The organism is Nonlabens sp. SCSIO 43208 (assembly GCF_050703575.1).
GTDB lineage: Bacteria > Bacteroidota > Bacteroidia > Flavobacteriales > Flavobacteriaceae > Nonlabens > Nonlabens tegetincola.
The window spans coordinates 2,130,006-2,147,976 of sequence record NZ_CP065365.1; the positions used below are offsets into that span (position 1 = coordinate 2,130,006).

16 protein-coding genes are annotated in these 17,971 nt (G+C 35.1%); 3 read left to right on the forward strand and 13 right to left on the reverse strand.

From position 1 onward, the window contains the following. Positions 1 to 43: 43 nt before the first annotated feature. The 7 genes from I5168_RS09810 to I5168_RS09840 all read right to left on the reverse strand — a co-directional run bounded on the left by I5168_RS09810 (position 44) and on the right by I5168_RS09840 (position 8,074). Complete coding sequence (locus tag I5168_RS09810; RefSeq protein WP_105019045.1) at positions 44 to 835, reverse strand: shikimate dehydrogenase family protein; 792 nt, start codon at positions 833 to 835, stop codon at positions 44 to 46. Then, positions 810 to 1,829, reverse strand: coding sequence for a DUF368 domain-containing protein (locus I5168_RS09815; protein ID WP_338350324.1), 1,020 nt, complete (start codon positions 1,827 to 1,829; stop codon positions 810 to 812). The genes I5168_RS09810 and I5168_RS09815 overlap by 26 nt, the downstream gene beginning before the upstream one ends. 3 nt (positions 1,830 to 1,832) lie before the next feature. Continuing rightward, positions 1,833 to 2,783, reverse strand: a complete 951-nt coding sequence (locus I5168_RS09820) for a DUF368 domain-containing protein (protein WP_431471649.1) — start codon at positions 2,781 to 2,783, stop codon at positions 1,833 to 1,835. A 50-nt stretch (positions 2,784 to 2,833) separates the two neighbouring features. Next, complete coding sequence (locus tag I5168_RS09825; RefSeq protein ID WP_105019042.1) at positions 2,834 to 4,105, reverse strand: adenylosuccinate synthase; 1,272 nt, start codon at positions 4,103 to 4,105, stop codon at positions 2,834 to 2,836. Further along, complete coding sequence (locus tag I5168_RS09830; RefSeq protein ID WP_042280240.1) at positions 4,105 to 4,572, reverse strand: Fur family transcriptional regulator; 468 nt, start codon at positions 4,570 to 4,572, stop codon at positions 4,105 to 4,107. The genes I5168_RS09825 and I5168_RS09830 overlap by 1 nt, the downstream gene beginning before the upstream one ends. 2 nt (positions 4,573 to 4,574) lie before the next feature. After that, on the reverse strand, positions 4,575 to 6,776 hold the full coding sequence (locus tag I5168_RS09835) for a RelA/SpoT family protein (protein ID WP_431471650.1): 2,202 nt from the start codon (positions 6,774 to 6,776) through the stop codon (positions 4,575 to 4,577). A 188-nt stretch (positions 6,777 to 6,964) separates the two neighbouring features. Then, positions 6,965 to 8,074, reverse strand: coding sequence for a M42 family metallopeptidase (locus I5168_RS09840; RefSeq protein WP_431471651.1), 1,110 nt, complete (start codon positions 8,072 to 8,074; stop codon positions 6,965 to 6,967). Between the two features lie 99 nt (positions 8,075 to 8,173). On the opposite strand from I5168_RS09840, the gene I5168_RS09845 reads away from it, so the two are divergent. The 3 genes from I5168_RS09845 to I5168_RS09855 all read left to right on the forward strand — a co-directional run bounded on the left by I5168_RS09845 (position 8,174) and on the right by I5168_RS09855 (position 10,519). After that, entirely contained in the window at positions 8,174 to 8,965 is a 792-nt protein-coding gene (locus I5168_RS09845) for a DUF4294 domain-containing protein (RefSeq protein ID WP_431471652.1), read from the forward strand. Between the two features lie 109 nt (positions 8,966 to 9,074). Further along, on the forward strand, positions 9,075 to 10,004 hold the full coding sequence (locus tag I5168_RS09850; RefSeq protein WP_042280237.1) for a hypothetical protein: 930 nt from the start codon (positions 9,075 to 9,077) through the stop codon (positions 10,002 to 10,004). Between the two features lie 152 nt (positions 10,005 to 10,156). Next, positions 10,157 to 10,519, forward strand: coding sequence for a DoxX family protein (locus I5168_RS09855; protein ID WP_042280287.1), 363 nt, complete (start codon positions 10,157 to 10,159; stop codon positions 10,517 to 10,519). Here I5168_RS09855 and I5168_RS09860 read toward each other — a convergent pair. The 6 genes from I5168_RS09860 to I5168_RS09885 form a co-directional block, all read right to left on the reverse strand. After that, positions 10,516 to 10,866 (reverse strand): DoxX family protein, encoded by a 351-nt coding sequence (locus I5168_RS09860; protein ID WP_431471653.1) that lies wholly within the window; start codon positions 10,864 to 10,866, stop codon positions 10,516 to 10,518. The genes I5168_RS09855 and I5168_RS09860 overlap by 4 nt on opposite strands. 711 nt (positions 10,867 to 11,577) lie before the next feature. Continuing rightward, a complete protein-coding gene (locus tag I5168_RS09865) occupies positions 11,578 to 11,985 on the reverse strand; it encodes a protease complex subunit PrcB family protein (RefSeq protein WP_431471654.1) in 408 nt (135 codons plus the stop codon). A 1-nt stretch (position 11,986) separates the two neighbouring features. Then, a complete protein-coding gene (gene bshA / locus I5168_RS09870) occupies positions 11,987 to 13,126 on the reverse strand; it encodes an N-acetyl-alpha-D-glucosaminyl L-malate synthase BshA (RefSeq protein WP_431471655.1) in 1,140 nt (379 codons plus the stop codon). Between the two features lie 9 nt (positions 13,127 to 13,135). Next, on the reverse strand, positions 13,136 to 16,108 hold the full coding sequence (locus tag I5168_RS09875) for a glycoside hydrolase family 3 N-terminal domain-containing protein (RefSeq protein WP_431471656.1): 2,973 nt from the start codon (positions 16,106 to 16,108) through the stop codon (positions 13,136 to 13,138). A 123-nt stretch (positions 16,109 to 16,231) separates the two neighbouring features. Beyond that, positions 16,232 to 17,458: a phosphoserine phosphatase SerB gene (serB, locus tag I5168_RS09880; RefSeq protein ID WP_431471657.1), complete on the reverse strand. Its 1,227-nt coding sequence runs from the start codon at positions 17,456 to 17,458 to the stop codon at positions 16,232 to 16,234. A 26-nt stretch (positions 17,459 to 17,484) separates the two neighbouring features. Continuing rightward, positions 17,485 to 17,970 carry an ABC transporter ATPase gene (locus I5168_RS09885; RefSeq protein ID WP_431471658.1) on the reverse strand — a complete coding sequence of 162 codons (486 nt, stop codon included), beginning with the start codon at positions 17,968 to 17,970 and terminating at the stop codon, positions 17,485 to 17,487. Position 17,971: the final 1 nt, after the last annotated feature.

Here is a 17,971-nt window from a genome sequence, read left to right on the forward strand (position 1 = left end):
GCAAGATAATCAGAATGATATGCAATTACAACGTTATGATGCCTTACTTATTCCATATTTCCCAAGCTTTTTCAGCCTGATGTACTAGCATTTGTTTTCCGTTAATGACCTGTGCGCCGTGAGCACTTGCCTTTTTCATAAAAAGAGTTTGTGGTGGATTATAAACTAAATCATAAAAAACATGTTGACCTGTTACCTGATCATAAGGAATTTCAGGAGCAACTTCGATATCTGGATGAGTGCCTAGCGGAGTGGTATTGATAATTAACCCAACCATTTTCATCACTTGAGGTGAAACGGATTTATAGTCAATCGTAAATTCATCCTTAGGATTTCTGGAAACAAATAAATAAGGAATTTGCATAGATTCTAGCGTATAGGCAACAGCCTTTGAAGCACCGCCAGTACCTAATATAAGCGCATTCTTTTTGATGGGTAAAAAAGGGGATAAGCCCTTGCCGAATCCGTAGGCATCCGTATTATAACCGGTCCATCTGTTATCTTCAATAGCGATAGTATTAACAGCACCTATATCTCTCGCCTCTGGACTTATCTCGTCCAGAATATCCATGATATCTTGTTTGTAAGGTATGGTTACATTCAAACCACGTATAATTTCAGATTTACCAGCTGTAGTGCGTGTTTGTAGGTCATAGGTTACGCTTTCGCGAAAGCGAACTAATTCACTAGCATCAGGAATTTCAAAATTTCTATACTCATGATCTTGTAAGCCCAATGATTCAAATTTTTCTGTAAAATAGGATCTAGAAAAACTGTAATCTAATCGCTTACCGATTAATCCAAAAATGCTACGCGGGATTTGTTTTATTTCCATATCGACTAAGTAAATACACAATTAAATATCCTATTAAAATCATAGCAATTGCAATCCATGTTTGAGCAGTTGCAAGATCGGGCCAGTACCTGTTGTAATCTACTAAAATCTCATTACCACTAGCATCTAAAGAAATTTCACCTGTAACTGTGCGTTGATAAATGGCTTGTTTCCAAGGCCATACAACTCCTAAGGATCCTGTTATAAATCCTATAATCATAGCGTTAGTCTGATTACGAAAGTTTTTCATCGTCCATCCCAATAGATGAGATAAACTTACCAAGCCAAAAATAGAACCAGCAACAAAGACTACCAAGATCAATAACAAATCCATATGAACACTGTCGTACCACCATGAGAAATCCCATCTCGCGATTGCTACCATGGTGTTGAATAAAGCATTAATACTATCCACCAGTAAAAGAACGTAATTACCTAGAAGAATAAGGATGAAGCTACCACTCAATCCAGGTAAGGTCATACCGCAAATACTCACCATCCCACAAAAGAAAACAAAAAACAAATTGGTGTTTTGTGTAGCAGGATCGAGTAATGATGTTCCCACGCCTATGGCTATACCTATCATTAAAATGATGATATTTTGTCGAGTCCAACTGTTATAATTACGGGCGATATAATAAATGGAACCTAATATCATCCCAAAAAATAAAGCCCATATAAGAATAGGGTAATATTCTAATAATACATCAAACCCTATAGAAACAGTAAAGTAGCTTATAGCTTCACCCAGGAGTAATAGGCTTAAAAACCTACCGTTTACATAATGAAAGAAAGACCTGAATCTACCGTTAAAAAGTAACTTAAGTGCTTTGAGATTGAGTTTTTGAAGGCTGTAAATAAATTCTTCATAGAAACCAGTAACGTATGCCACAACACCGCCGCTCACGCCGGGAACTTTGTTTGCAGTTCCCATAGCGATACCCTTGAGTATAAGTAATAACTTATCGGTAAAACTACGAGTAGGTTGACGCACGTGTTATTGTTTTTTAGCAGCCCATTTTTCTAAGATAAAAATAAGTGCAAAACCTAGCAAGGCAAGAATAAAAACTAACAGTATTTTAGGTTCTCCATCAAAGTATTGGGGTAAAATACTTTTTTCCAAAAAAGGAACTTCCTCACCGTGACTATTCACTCGTGTGCTTATAACCTTCTTCCATGGCCATAATTTGTTGAGAGAACCAATCATAAAACCTGTAAGCAAAGCCAGTGTTGTATTTTCTTTATTCTTGAATAACCAGGTTAAAACTCTTGAAAAAATCTTTAAACCAACGATACAACCAAGGGCAAATAACATCAAGTTAGTCAAGTATTTACCGACTAAAGACCAATCTCCTTGTGACAAGGCTTCAACTAGACCAGATATACTGCCTATAATTACTTTATAACTTCCTAAAAGGAGTAATAAAAAAGCGCCCGAAACACCCGGAAGTATCATAGCTATTATTGCTATGAATCCTGAAAAAATAATGTACCACCAGGTATCTGGTGATCCTATAGGTTCTGCAATTGTAATGTAATACGATATTGCTGTTCCTATTATTATGGCAAGCAGGGCAGTGCCGTTCCATCTTTTGATTTGTCTGGCTATGTATAGTATACTCGCTACCACTAAACCAAAGAAGAATGCCCATACTAGAACTGGATAGGTTTCAAGAAGATAACTAATGAGCTTTGACAGGCTTACAACTGCTATTCCAATTCCTAATATTAAACTAAGTAAGAATTTTAAGTTGTACTTTCTAATTACACCACCAAAACCAATAAGTTTTATGTCTTTAATAGCCTGAAAACTCAACCCATCAATAGTGGCTATAAGTTCCTCGTAAATTCCTGTTATAAATGCTATCGTTCCACCAGAAACACCTGGTACGACATCGGCAGTACCCATGAGTACACCTTTGAGCATTATATTAAGATATTTTTTCAAAATAAACTTATTTAAAAAAAGCCGGTTCAAAAATGAAACCAGCTTTATGTTTATCTGTGTATGGTCTGTTTACGATCTGGACCTACACTTACTATTTTAATAGGAATTTCTAGTTCCTTTTCTAAAAACTCAATGTATTCATTGAGCTCTTTAGGAAACTGATCTACCGATGTCATTTGTGTAAGATCTTCTTCCCAACAAGCAAATTCACTATAAATTGGAGTGATGTTTTCCGCTTCTATATTATAAGGCAAGTGCTCTATGGTTTCTCCTTTATACTTATAAGCCGTACAAACTTGTAAAGCGTCAAAACCTGAAAGGACATCTCCTTTCATCATCATAAGTTGAGTAACCCCATTAACTTGACAGGCATATTTTAATGCAACTAGGTCTAACCAACCACAACGTCTCGGTCTTCCAGTTACGGCACCAAATTCATGACCTACCTTAGCCATTTTTTCTCCTGTTTCATCAAAAAGTTCAGTAGGGAATGGACCGCTACCTACTCGTGTTGTATACGCTTTAAAAATACCAAATACTTCACCTATTCTGTTAGGAGCAACACCTAAACCTGTACAAGCTCCGGCTGCAGTGGTGTTTGAAGAAGTTACAAAAGGGTATGTTCCAAAGTCAATATCTAACAAACTACCTTGAGCACCTTCAGCAAGGATTGATTTCCCTTGTTTTTGTGCTTGATGTAGGTATTCTTCAGAATCAATGAATGTCAATTCCTTTAAACGTTCTATAGCGGTGAAGAATTCTTCTTCTAATTCTTTAAGGTCGTATTGTATATCAACATTATGGAAACCAATAAGATCTTCATGCTTATCTGCAAGAGCGCGGTATTTCTCCTTCCAATTGTCCAATTCTATATCACCTACACGGATACCATTTCTACCTGTTTTATCCATATAAGTAGGACCAATTCCTTTAAGGGTCGAACCTATTTTTGCTTTACCTTTTGCCGCTTCACTTGCTGCATCTAGTAGTCTGTGAGTTGGACAAATGATATGCGCCTTCCTAGAAATTATTAATCGTTCAACATAATTGATGTTGAATTGTTTAAGACCGTCTAATTCTTGTGCTAGAACTACAGGATCAATTACTACACCATTTCCTATCACGTTGATAGCTTTGTCGTGAAAGATACCACTAGGGATTGTTCTTAATACGTGTTTGATACCATCAAACTCTAAAGTGTGACCAGCATTAGGTCCTCCTTGAAATCTTGCAATGATATCGTAGTTAGAAGTTAAAACGTCTACTATTTTACCTTTTCCCTCGTCGCCCCATTGCAAACCGAGCAATAAATCTACTGCCATTATTGATTGTTTTCCGTTGAATTTTTAACGCCGTAAAAGTATAAAGAATGATTGGTTATTTGGACATCAAAAACCTCTTCAATTGTCTTTTTTATTGACTCAATTCTAGGGTCACAAAATTCAATAACTTCATTGGTGTCTTGAAGTATTAAATGATCGTGTTGTTTGTCAAAATATGATTTCTCATAATAGGATTGATTTTGACCAAATTGATGCCTGCGCACCAATTTACATTCCATAAGTAAATCTATTGTATTATAAAGCGTGGCGCGACTTACGCGATAGTTTTGTTCCTTCATTTTAATGTATAATGACTCTACATCAAAATGCTCATCACTGGCATAAATTTCAGCCAGGATGGCAAAACGTTCAGGTGTTTTCCTGTGTTTGTTATCACTAAGAAATTGAGTGAAAACATTCTTCACGATTTCCTGCTCCTTTTCCAAATTGTTAATAATTTCACTCATTATTACGATCTCGTTACTTTGTCTATTCCGTTTATTTTATTCAGATTTTGCATCAACGTTTGTAAAATCTTTTTATTAGTCACCACTACTGTAATCTCACCTTTAAAAATACCATCATCACTACTGAAGCTGATACTTTTGATATTTACGCTCATAAATTCTGAAATGACTTGTGTCACTTCTTGAACCAACCCCAGTCTATCTATTCCTGTAAGTATAAGATCTGCCTTGTGCTCACGTTGCGTAGAATCAATCCATTTTGCACTTATTATACGATATGCAAATTTACTCTGTAAACTAATAGCATTAGGACAATTGTTTTTATGAACCTTAATACCTTCACTTACTGTTGTAAATCCAAAAACGGAATCTCCTGGAATTGGATTACAGCATTTAGATAATGTGTAATCTAATTGAACTTGTTCTTTACCAAATACTATGTCGTCGTAATTTTCGGTAACTTCTTGTTTATCCAAATCCGGATTAGACTTTGGCTTACGGATTTTGTTTTTTATAAAACTGTATAAAGCGTTACTACGACTACTAGCGTAATCTTTAATGGCTTTGTTGTCTATAACACCTGTTCCTACTCGGTAAAATAGGTCTTGACTGGTTTTTAACTTAAAAAAGTTCACCATTTCATTGACCACATTATTATCCAAGTTGATTTTTTGGGACTTCAGTTTTCGCGCAAGCACTACTTTTCCTTCATCGGCAATTAGTGTTTGATCTTCTTTTAAAGCACTTTTAATTTTGGAACGAGCACGTGCCGTTGTTGCATAGTCCAACCAGTTTTTAGTAGGTTTCTGGTTTTCTGAGGTGATAATATCCACCTGATCACCACTTTTTAATTCGTGAGATAGCGGTACTAATTTACCGTTTACTCGCGCGCCACGAGTGCGCATACCTACTTCTGTGTGAATGGCAAAGGCAAAGTCTAATGGAGTAGAGCCTTTAGGTAATGATTTTAAATCACCTTTTGGCGTAAATACAAATATCTCCTTACTGTATAAGTTGAGTTTAAATTGTTCAACAAAATCAACTGCGTTCACCTCTGGGTTTTCAAGAGCGTCTTGTAAACGATTCAGCCATTCCTCGAGTCCGTCTTCTTGGTTACCTTGCTTGTATTTATAATGCGCTGCGTAACCTTTTTCAGCTACTTCATGCATGCGCTCTGATCTTATTTGAACTTCTACCCATTTGCCATCTGGGCCCATCACTGTGATGTGCAACGCTTCATAACCTGTAGATTTAGGAGAGCTTATCCAGTCTCTTAGCCTTACAGGATTGGGTCTAAAATGATCTGTTACTACTGAGTATACTTTCCAAGCCAGAAACTTTTCATTTGCACGATCACTTCTAAAAACAATTCGTATTGCAAATTTATCGTAGACCTCGTCAAAGGAAACACCTTGTTTAAGCATTTTTCTACGTATACTAAAGACTGATTTATGCCTACCGTATATAGTATATTCAAGGCCTTCTTTATTAAGACTATCGTCAATAATATCACTAAATTCTTTTATATAACGATCTTGTTCTTCTTTACTTTCCTTAATTGAGTTTTGTATATCACTATACACCTCAGGTTCAGTGTATTTAAGACCTAGGTCTTCAAGTTCTGTTTTAATGTTGTAAAGACCTAAACGATGTGCAATAGGGGCATAGATATAGAGCGTTTCAGACGCTATCTTAACCTGTTTGTAATCGGGCATGCTGTCCATTGTTTGCATGTTGTGCAAACGGTCTGCAATCTTAATAATGATTACACGTACATCCTCGTTAAGAGTAAGCAGCATTTTTCTAAAATTCTCTGCTTGTGTAGAAATATCACCATCCTTTTTAAGATGGGCGATTTTAGTAAGACCATCAACAATGCGAGCGATTGTCGGATTAAAAAGACGCTCAATGTCATTGAGAGAGTATTCTGTATCTTCAACAACATCATGTAATAAGGCTGCTGCTATTGCTGTGGCATCCAGACCTATTTCTTTGGCTACAATTTTTGCGACGGCAATAGGATGGAAGATGTAGGCCTCGCCAGATTTACGACGCTGTGGTGCATGAGCTTCTACAGCAATATCAAAAGCCTTACGAATAAGTTTTTTATCCTCATCGGTAAGAGTTTGATAACTGATCTTGAGCAAGTCTTTATATCCTTGCGCAATAAGTTTGTTTTCTTCGGCTATTTCCACTTCGGTCATAAAGTAAAAGTAGTGCAACATATCGACACATACAATAGCTGGAACTAGATATAGCTTATATTATAATAGGTAAATACCAATAAAGAAGAGATATAAATAAAGTGACCCATTAAATAGAAAATGAAGCACAAAAAAAACAGGTCAATTTGTTATTTGACCTGTTTTTAAATTATTAGTTATTGTCTTAATTAATAAAGACCTGTATTCCCATTATTGAAGTAATTAAAATCGTGATTGTTATTTATTTTTAACAGTGATTCATAAATCATTTTTATCACGTTTTCAACATCATCACGGTGTACCATTTCTACAGTGGTGTGCATATATCTCAATGGCAACGATATTAAAGCACTAGGAACTCCACCATTAGAATAAGCAAATGCATCAGTATCGGTTCCTGTACTGCGCGAGGTAGCTCTTTTTTGATAGGGAATATCTGCAGCATCTGCAGCATCCATAATCAAATTACGCAGGTTATTTTGTATCGCAGGAGCATAGGCTAATACGGGTCCTTTACCTATAGCAGCATCTCCATTTTTCTTCATGTCGATCATTGGAGTAGTGGTATCGTGAGTAACATCAGTCACGATGGCAACATTAGGTTTAATGGTTTGTGTAATCATTTCGGCACCGCGCAAACCTATTTCTTCTTGAACAGAATTTGTTACATACAATCCAAAATCCAGTTTTTGATTATTCTCTTTAAGTAAACGAGCTACTTCGGCAATCATAAAACCACCCATACGATTATCAAGGGCACGACAAACAAATTTGTTACCGTTTAAGACAAAGAACTCATCTGGGTAAGTGATTACTGATCCCACGTCAACACCTAGTTCTAATACTTCGTCCTTTGTAGTACAACCGCAATCAATAAATATATTATCTGGTTTAGGGGCTTTTTCATTGGCTCTACTACGAGTATGAATAGCTGGCCATCCAAAAACGCCTTTTACGATACCCTTTTTGGTATGAATATTTACCACTTTAGAAGGAGCAATCTGGTGATCAGAGCCACCATTGCGTATTACGTAAATAAGTCCATCATCGGTGATGTAATTAACGTACCAGCTTATCTCATCTGCATGACCTTCAATGACTACTTTATATTTTGCATCGGGATTTATAATTCCTACAGCCGTACCGTAATTGTCAGTTATAAATTCATCTACATAAGGTTTTAAATAATCCATCCAAACACGTTGACCATTCCACTCATAACCAGTAGGCGAGGCTGTGTTCAGGTAATTTTCTAGAAATTCAAGGGATTTTTTATTAAGAAGACTTTTTTCTGCCATGGATTAAAATTTAAAAACGTGAATATACTGCGCACTTAGCACTTTTTATAGTGGCAGCTTTATTATTTTTGGAATGCCTTTTGAACAGAGGTAACTGCTATGAAAAAATTACTTTTTATTCTATTGGTTTGTTTTGTGTACGCTTTCGCGAAAGCGCAATTACCAGATACACTTAAGGTAAAAGTAGACAGCGTAAAATCCAGCTCGCCAGAATATTATTTTATAGACGGTGATTCAGTGAGTGCTGTGGAACTGGACCAAATTATGCTTATTCAAAAGTTGAAATTTGACCATAAATACGAACGTATAAGGTATTTAATCTTAAAACGTAAAACTTTGAAAGTGTGGCCCTATGCAAAACTAGCAGCAGAAAGGTTACAGGAATTGGATAAAAGGCTAGCGACATTAGAAAATACTAGGGATAAAAAACGATATGCAAAAATGGTCGAAAAGTATATCGAGGAAGAATTCACTGCCGAACTGAAGAAATTGACACGGACTGAAGGGCAAATTCTTATTAAATTAATTCACAGACAGACAGGCGACACTGCATTTGAACTGATTAAGCGATTACGTAGTGGCTGGAGTGCATTCTGGTTCAATAACACGGCAAAGGTTTTTGATATTTCATTAAAGGAAGAGTACAAACCCCATATGGTTGTAGATGATTTTTATATAGAAGACATTTTAATAAATGCCTTTAAACAGGAAACTCTTGAGGAACAAGAAAGTGCTATTCCTATCGATTACTTTGAAGGCAAGTCCACCTGGAAAGCTTATACCGAGGCTTTACCAGCTAATTACGACAGCATTCAACTCGCCGAAAGAGCTAAAAGGATAAAAAAATATCGCGAGAAAAAGGCAAGACAAAGAAAGCGTAAACGATCTTAGAATGAGTGTGTTTACCTATTAACAGGTTTATTATATTCTCATTTTCTACTAGGTGTTCTTAAATTTCTCATAATTTTATAGTATCATTGAGCGATTAATTAATAAACAAATGAGAAAATTTACCTTTTTACTATGTTTCCTTATGACTGGTGTAGCTTTTTCACAGACTACGCTAGATGTTGTGCGGTTAAATCTCGCTAGAACTTCAATGCAAGATGTTGATGGAGATTTTGAAGAAACAGATATTTCTAACGTTAATTTAGAAATTTTATATCCTACACCATTAAGTTCCAAAACGACCTTAGTTACTGGTCTAACTGTTGAGAATACTCAAATAGACAACTTATTTAGTCTACAAGGAGCAAATTTCCCTAACATTTTTAATTCATTAGAGGACGATCGACTATTGATGACTAGATTAAATTTAGGGGTGAAAATGAAACATAGTAGAAAATGGACGGGTAATTATGTGTTGCTACCAAAATTTGCTTCAAATTTTGATGGTGATTTAGATAATGCTTTTCAATTTGGCGCTATAGCCTTTATGGAGATGAAGAAAAACTCCAGAAGAGTTTACCGTTTTGGAATGTATTCTAGTACCGAAGAATTTGGACAAATAATTACGCCGTTGGTTGGTGTGTATTACAGAACTAAAAATAGAAAGTTTACTCTAGACGCTTTATTACCTATTAAAATGGAGGCTAACTATTATTTCAGTAAGAAATTTGCTCTAGGTGCTGATTTAAGGACAAGTGTTAAATCTTATTTCCTTAATGGTTATTCTCAAGATTTATATGCTCAAGAAGAATCAATTAGATTCGGTTTGTATGCTTCCTACGGATTGTTTAAAAACCAAGTTTTAGCTCGTATTAAAGCAGGTTTTGATACTACTGACTATGGTGTGTATAACACAGGAGATAAAGTAGGAGCACAGGTGTTAACTTTCCAGGTGAGTGGTGATGATCGTAATAGATTAAATGCCGAATTTGACAGTAGCTTTTTTGTAGGCTTGGATCTTATTTACAGAGTTGGTCTATAAGTATAATTAAAGATAGAAAATCAAAAACCCTTCTAACAGAAGGGTTTTTTTTTGATCTTCACATGAAATAATAAATTGCTAACATTGTTTTGTTTAATTATTAACATAAATTGTTAGACATTCGTATACCTTTAAAAATAAAAGTTTTAGAAATGGAGTACGTGATTATCGCCCTTAAAATAATTGTAGCAGTAAGTTTATTGAATGTTTGGTTAGTTCAAAGAAACAAGAAAACAAAATGGAGAGGTGGCGACGCCGATACGCTAGTTGAGGAATTCAAAGTTTATGGATTACCTGTGCAAGTATGTTATATTGTTGGTATTCTCAAGGTGTCATTATCTTTATTATTAATAGCTTCCATATGGGTAAGTGGAATTGAAAGCTATGCGGCTTTAGGGTTGGCTGCCTTGTTGACTGGATCAGTAGTTATGCATTTAAAAATTGGTGATCCGCTTTATAAATCTTTTCCAGCAGCCTTATTTCTGACCTTGTGTCTATTTATTTACTTGTATTAGATATAGGTGTAAAATTTAAAGGCTAGAAACGCATTTAACAAGGAGAAGAGTAGAGCAGGAGCTGATAATGGTAGGCTGTCCTTAATTCTAAGTCGGGTAAAGAAACCTAACACCATTAAAACGGCTAGTCCTAACGCTCCTAGAAAGGCTAACCACCAAACTGACATCAAGTAACCGATAACCAGACTGGATCCACCTAATATTTGAAGTAATCCAGTAATATTGCGATATTGAGGTATACGGAATCTAATGAACTCTGCTTTCATTTTTTTCGAATACAAACAGCTGAATCCATAAAATATAAAACTAAGCCCAGAGAATAATGTAACAACTAGTAAAGCCTTCATTTGTAGTTTATATGAAGTACAAGCTAATTACTGAATTTTCAAATTATCCCAAAAAAGATATAAAAGATAAAAGCCACTTGCGAGAGCAAATGGCCTTTATACACTAGTCAAAACAACTTCTTTATAATTTACAAAACTTAACTTGGATAATTAATCCAGTACAAATGTAGTGCATAAAGCTTAACGAACTAATTACGAAAAGGTTAGAGATCTTTCATAGTTAACATATGTTAAAATATTTATTGAAGCTTATTTGTTAACATTTCCCACGTTATCAATATGTTATGCGCGCATAATACCGATATTTAGTTTTAAAGGGATTAATTAATATTTTAGATGAAATGTAAGATAATTCTGTTGTATGAATCGATGAAAACACGGTTTGCTATGCATAATTATCATTTATTCAAGTAAAAATTAAAAAAGCGTACGCTCAAATTACGTATAAATAAGAATCATTCAATATATAACAGGTTTGTTGAGATTTTAATAATGCAGTATGATTATTTGTACTTTAAATATGTGATTCTTTAATTATTAATAGATTCTTATAAATAATTTCATATAACTCAGTAATTAATGATGCTTTTGGTATTAATAACTCCATTTAATGAATTTATCGTAATTCGATATTTATACATAATCATATTGAACTATAATAAATATTATGTCAAATAGAAACACAGCATTCTGAGAAGAATACTGTACTTGTTACTTCCATCTGCAAATAACCTTATTACTACTATATGGTATTCTTACTACCATCATTGGTTGTGTTATAGCCATAGTTACTAGATCCTCTTTACCTGGTCCTTCTACTTCAAAATAATACATCATAGTATTTTTTTCTTTAAAAATAACCGGAGACTTAATTTGATAACCACCCGTATTTCTTGTGCCAGCACATACTACGGCAATAAATTCTTTGTTAAAATCAATATTAGAAACGGATTCTAATTTGCCATTTCTAAAACTATCTACATATTGTGTCCATTGGTCTTCATCATCGAGTATTCGAATTTTTTGATCTGTACAGTCACTTATTTGTGATTGATACAGTATTTCATATCCGGTTTCTCGTCTTTCTTTTAACTCATTGCTAACACCGCAAGAGTTCAAATTAATCATTATTATGCTTGCTATAAATAGCCTTGTGATACAATTCTTCATATAGTGGAACTATTTTATGTATATCAAATTCTTGTGCCTTATTATACGCTGATGTTTTAAAATTACTCAAAGTGTCATCATCTTTCAATATTTTAATAGCATTTAATGCCATTTCTTCTACATTACCTACATCACTTGTATATCCTGTAATACCATTTTCATTAACCTCTGGCAATCCACCGGTATTTGAAGAAATTACCGGTGTTTTATTAGCCATTGCCTCTAGCGCCGCCAGTCCAAAACTTTCTTTTTCAGATGGTAGTAAGAATAAATCTGTAAAACAAAGAATGCGGTCTATTTCGGTACTATTTCCTACCCATTTTATTTTTAATTGTAAACCTAGTTTTTTAGCATATTCCTCAGCTGCAGCTCTTTCTGGCCCATCACCGACCATTATTAAAATACTAGGTATTTCCTTACTTATTTTTTCAAAAATACTTACGACATCTTGAATGCGTTTTACAGGTCGCATGTTACTCAAATGTGTTATGATGCGTTCTTGAGGAAAGGCCATCATACTGCGATCACAATCTTTAAACTCCTCAGAATACATACTCATATCAATAAAGTTAGGCACGACTTCGATTGAAGTTCTTATGTCAAATAATTCTAGCGTGTCTTGTTTTAAGCTATCTGATACTGATGATACTATATTGCTATTATTGATACTAAACGTTACGGAAGGCTTATAGACAGGATGATTTCCTACCAAGGTTATATCAGTACCATGTAACGTGGTGACCATTGGTAGTTCTATTCCTTGTTCCTTAAGCATTTGCTGAGCCATATAACCTGCATAGGCATGTGGTATGGCATAATGAACATGTAGTAATTCTATGCCATATTCTTGAACCACATTTACCAATTTACTACTTAATGCTAAATCATAGGGTTGATAATGAAATAAGGGATATTCTTCAACACTTACTTCATGAAAATAGATATTACGAGCCAGTAAATCTAAGCGAACAGGTTGATGGTACGTAATAAAGTGTACTTCGTGATCACGTTTTGCAAGTGCTGTTCCTAACATGGTCGCTACTACTCCACTTCCTCCAAAGGTTGGATAACAAACTATGGCTATTTTCATATTTATATTTTATTCAATAATGTGATCATAAATCACCTGCTGAATGTTAGTTCTAATATTTTCCTCAATTAAAAACTTATTATTCGCATCAGGATGAATACGATTTGCTAGAAAGACATACACAATTTCGTTTTCTGGATCGGCCCAAGTGTAAGCTCCAGTAAAGCCACTATGACCAAAACTTTGCATGCTCACACATCCACAAGTTGGGCCTACTTCATCTAATTGAGGCTTGTCAAAACCGACTCCTCTCCTAACCTCTTGATCACAGTAATAACAGAAATTAAATGTATTTATAGTCTCTTCTTTGAAATAGCTCTTACCGCCATAGTAGCCTCCTTGTAAATACATTTGCATCATTTTGGCAATGTCGTTTGAGGTAGAGAATACACCTGCATGTCCGCCAATACCACCTTGCATAGCAGCACCTTGATCGTGCACAAAACCATGAACCAGTTGATCTCTAAATACGGTGTCATTCTCAGTAGGTACAATTTCTGATTTATCAAATTTATTCCTTGGTAAATACGTTGTATTCTCCATACCCAAAGAGGCATAAAAATGGTTCTGAGTAAGTTCATTTAAATCTTGGTTGTAATAGCCTTCGATGAAATCCTTAAGGATGTAGTAAGGAAAATCACTGTACTTATATTCCAACTTTTCGCGTAAGCTAGATAATCTGATGCTATTTGAAATGCTGTCTTTTAAAACAGATTTTCCATATAAATTATTTGCAACAATTAAAGAATAGCCACCTTTTTTAGTATTGCTATATAATTGTTTTAAAGGTTTTTGTGTAATACTATCTAAAGTGTTGCTGTAAAATGGAGTCCATGGTTTTAATCTTGCATAATGACTTAACATTTGCTTGATTGTAATATTCTCTTTATCGGTGTTTCTATATGCTGGTAGTAATTCACCTAAAGTATCATCTAAGCTTAAAATGCCTTGTTCTTGAAGTTCCATCACCAAAGGTAAAGTAGCCACAATTTTGGTAACTGATGCTATATCATATTTATCACTTCTACTTACACGTCTTCTTTTATCGTAAGTATGGAATCCATAACTAGTATCAAACACAACCCTACCCTTGCGAGCTACCAAGACCTGCATTCCAGGTGCACCTTGATGATCAATTGTATGATTAGCAATGCTATCAATTTTGGCAATCATAGCACTGCTTAAACCTGCACTTTCTGGTATAGTTGAATAGGATAATCTACCAATACTAGGAAGATAAATTCCAGTACCTACTTTGAATTCTCCACTTGTAACCGGTAGCTTGCCCTTAAAATCTCTTGCGCCAAAGATCATTTGAGCACTTACCTGTTGACTTACTTCACTATTTTGATAAGAAGCTATTATGGATTCAAAATTGGTTGTAGATTTTAATTTTCTAAACGTGTACGGATTTACAAAAGCGTCCAAGATTACATCGTGTTTTCTTGCAATCTCATACATCCAAGTTAACTCTTTATCAGAAATACTATATGATTTCCACGGTGAATCATTGGATTTATGAAATCCAATTATAACCGTGTTATAGGCAGAAAGCTTATTCATAAGTTCATCAAGACGAGCAGCCCTCACAAGATCTACTCTACTATACTTATTAAGTTGCTCTATAAAAGCGTCTCCATGATCATCACCCATTTGAACATAAGCTATTTTCTTAGTTTCTAAGTTTTTTAAGGGTAGCAAATTACTTGTGTTTTTTAATAAGGTAACCGAGTTTGAAATGGATTTCTCATACAACAAAACATCTTGATTAGTAATCAAGTCCTCTTGCAATCCGGACAACTCTATAGGTGTATATTGATGCAAACCAACTAAATATTTAGCTTGCAATATTTTGACAACAGATTGTTTTAAACGATCTTCAGTAATCTCACCATTTTTTAAAGCTTCTTCGATTTTATCAATAGCTTTTGGAACATTTTCTGAAATTAACAGCACATCATTACCAGCTTTGAAAGCAGCTAGGTCAATGTCACCTGGAGAACTGAAATTGCTTGCTCCTTTCATATTTAGTGCATCCGTAAAAATGAGTCCTTGAAATCCTAAATCCCTTTGCAGTAAACCAGATACTACTTTTTCACTTAAACTAGTTGGATATCCTGCTCTAGTTTCCAAGCTAGGAACATTTAAATGAGCAACCATTACGCTAGCTAAATTGTTATCAATAAGTCTCTTATAAGGATACAGTTCTATTTCATTAATACGCTTTGCATCAAAACTTACGGTAGGCAAGGTTTTATGACTATCTTGATCAGTATCACCGTGACCTGGAAAATGTTTAGCACTAGCAAGCACACCTACACTCTGCATTCCATTCATAAACGCAAGTGCTTTTCTGGTAACATTATCCCTATCCTCACCAAAACTTCTGTTACCGATGATAGGATTATCTGGATTGGTATTAATATCCACGTCTGGAGCAAAATTGATATGAACACCCAAACGCTTGCAGTGTTCGCCTATTCGTTTACCCACTTCGTAGGTTAATTCATCACCTGGATTGGCACCCAACGTCATGTTCCATGGATAAGCAAATGTATTCTCTAACCTCATGGCAAGTCCCCATTCGGCATCCATACCTATCATAAGAGGTACATTGGATAAGGCTTGTAACTCATTGGTTAATGGAGCTTGAAGTTGTGGTGTTCCCTTTGAAAAAATTATTCCGCCTATTTCATGATTCTTAATCAAATTACGCACTTTATCGATATGCGCTTTTTCTTTATTAGAAAACAAATCAACCATAAACAACTGACCTATTTTTTGCCTAGTTGTCATCTGATTGTAAATACTGTCAACCCATATTTGTTGAGCAATTACATCATCTGCATGCAATGGATTTACTGATTGTGATATTTCGGATTTTAATGATTTTGATTCCAGTGTTGGTGACTGCGCTTTCGCGAAAGCGAGACCTAAAAATACAAGGCTAACTAGATAGTAGTTATAATGTTTTAAATTCATAGAAGTCTAAAGAATTACAGTAAATCAATAACTGTTCCTAATAAGGAAAGATAAGGAAAACTGTATCCTTGTGTGTGATGAATTTGCTAAAAGTTCTGTGGTTTTTAAACCGTTTTTTAACGATTACGGATTCATCAAATCAATATGTCTATCGTGAAATCCTAGAAAGTATAAAACTCCATCCAGGCCTATACTGTTTATAGCGCTTTGAGCATCTTCTTGAACTTTGGGTTTTGCATGAAAGGCAATTCCTAGACCAGCAAGATTAAGCATGGGTAAATCATTAGCACCATCGCCTACTGCAATGGTTTGTGCAATGTCAATTCCTTCTTTTTGAGCTATTTCTTTAAGATATTCAGCTTTTTTAGAACCGTCTACTATCTCACCTATGTAATTACCGGTGAGTTCACCATCTTTAATTTCCAATTGATTGGCATACACATAATCCATGCCTAGCTCTTCTTTCAAATAGTTTCCAAAATAGGTGAAACCGCCTGAAAGGATAGCCGTTTTGTAACCATAACTGCGCAAGGTCTCAATGAGTCTTCTGGCACCTTTTGTTATAGGTAATTGCTGCGCCACTTCTTTTAGAGTACTCTCTTTTAAACCTTTTAAAAGCTTCATTCGTTTTTTAAAACTCTCGGAAAAATCAAGTTCTCCACGCATGGCACTTTCTGTAATAGCTCTTACTTCATCTCCTACTCCTGCGAGATCGGCAAGTTCATCAATAACTTCAGTCTGTATGAGTGTAGAATCCATATCAAAACAAACCAATCTTCGGTTGCGCCTAAACATGTTGTCCTCTTGAAAAGCTATATCTAGATCCATTTGTTCTGAGATTTTCATAAAACTCTCAGTCAGTTGTTCCTTATTCTCAATTTTCCCTCTTATTGAAAGTTGTATCGATGCACGCTTGTACTCATCTTGATGAATTAATGAGGTACGACCGGTCAATCTTTTTATAGAATCGATATTCAATCCATTTATAGAAATGACATCTGTCACAGCGCTTATTTGTTGTGCAGTAAGCTGTTCTCCTAATAGCGTAATGATATAACGATCTTTCCCTTGAAGATTTACCCAGTTTTCATAATCTTCATTGGATATTGGTGAAAACTTTACCTGAATATCTAATTCATAAGATTTAAAAAGTAAGTCTTTTAAAACGCCAGCAGATTTTTCTCCTGCGGGAATTTGAAAAAGAATACCTAATGAAAGGGTTTCATGAATATTGGCCTGACCAATGTCTAGAATTTTTGCACCATAATCCGACAAAGCACCGGTGAGAGCTGCTGTAAGTCCTGGTTTATCTTGTCCAGAAATATTAAGTAAAAAAATATCATGTGACATGGCAGTAGTTGGTAAATGGATTTTTGTTACTTGAAAAATCTGGCGTGCCAGCTCTCGCTAGCTGGAACTTCCCAGTGTTCACGGTATTCTCCTACACTTTGCACCAAATTATTAAATACGATAGTCTTAGCAGATACACTGCGATCCTTGGCCATTTTTTTAAAAGCAGCAAGATCTTTGTGAGCAAGATATTGTCCCGTTTTAAATGTAACGTTCATTTTATCCATAAGATCAATACCGAACTCTTTTTCTATGGATTGAATAAAATGAACCGATGCGTCTATAGAACAACCGGTAGCACCTGCCTTTGACTCGTCTAATCCTAGTACGATAAAACGATTGTAGGGATAATCTACACCAGCATTCAAATCTTTCCCGTGAGCGGTCCATTGATCAAGAAAAGCATTCATTTGTGGTTTAAGAGTTTCAAGCTCTTCATCAGTAAATGGTCTATCTGCCTGGTAAATCCAAACTCTGGCATCATCAGGTAATTGATTGAACTCTACTAGCATT

What these genes read in the sequence shown, in the direction of transcription:
- I5168_RS09840 (WP_431471651.1), bottom strand. Translation starts at nt 8,074, where the DNA reads ATGGCAGAAAAAAGTCTTCTTAATAAAAAATCCCTTGAATTTCTAGAA.
- I5168_RS09860 (WP_431471653.1), bottom strand. Translation starts at nt 10,866, where the DNA reads ATGAAGGCTTTACTAGTTGTTACATTATTCTCTGGGCTTAGTTTTATA.
- I5168_RS09830 (WP_042280240.1), bottom strand. Translation starts at nt 4,572, where the DNA reads ATGAGTGAAATTATTAACAATTTGGAAAAGGAGCAGGAAATCGTGAAG.
- I5168_RS09825 (WP_105019042.1), bottom strand. Translation starts at nt 4,105, where the DNA reads ATGGCAGTAGATTTATTGCTCGGTTTGCAATGGGGCGACGAGGGAAAA.
- bshA (WP_431471655.1), bottom strand. Translation starts at nt 13,126, where the DNA reads ATGAAAATAGCCATAGTTTGTTATCCAACCTTTGGAGGAAGTGGAGTA.
- I5168_RS09850 (WP_042280237.1), top strand. Translation starts at nt 9,075, where the DNA reads ATGAGAAAATTTACCTTTTTACTATGTTTCCTTATGACTGGTGTAGCT.
- I5168_RS09855 (WP_042280287.1), top strand. Translation starts at nt 10,157, where the DNA reads ATGGAGTACGTGATTATCGCCCTTAAAATAATTGTAGCAGTAAGTTTA.
- I5168_RS09885 (WP_431471658.1), bottom strand. Translation starts at nt 17,970, where the DNA reads ATGCTAGTAGAGTTCAATCAATTACCTGATGATGCCAGAGTTTGGATT.
- I5168_RS09845 (WP_431471652.1), top strand. Translation starts at nt 8,174, where the DNA reads ATGAAAAAATTACTTTTTATTCTATTGGTTTGTTTTGTGTACGCTTTC.
- serB (WP_431471657.1), bottom strand. Translation starts at nt 17,458, where the DNA reads ATGTCACATGATATTTTTTTACTTAATATTTCTGGACAAGATAAACCA.
- I5168_RS09875 (WP_431471656.1), bottom strand. Translation starts at nt 16,108, where the DNA reads ATGAATTTAAAACATTATAACTACTATCTAGTTAGCCTTGTATTTTTA.
- I5168_RS09810 (WP_105019045.1), bottom strand. Translation starts at nt 835, where the DNA reads ATGGAAATAAAACAAATCCCGCGTAGCATTTTTGGATTAATCGGTAAG.
- I5168_RS09835 (WP_431471650.1), bottom strand. Translation starts at nt 6,776, where the DNA reads ATGACCGAAGTGGAAATAGCCGAAGAAAACAAACTTATTGCGCAAGGA.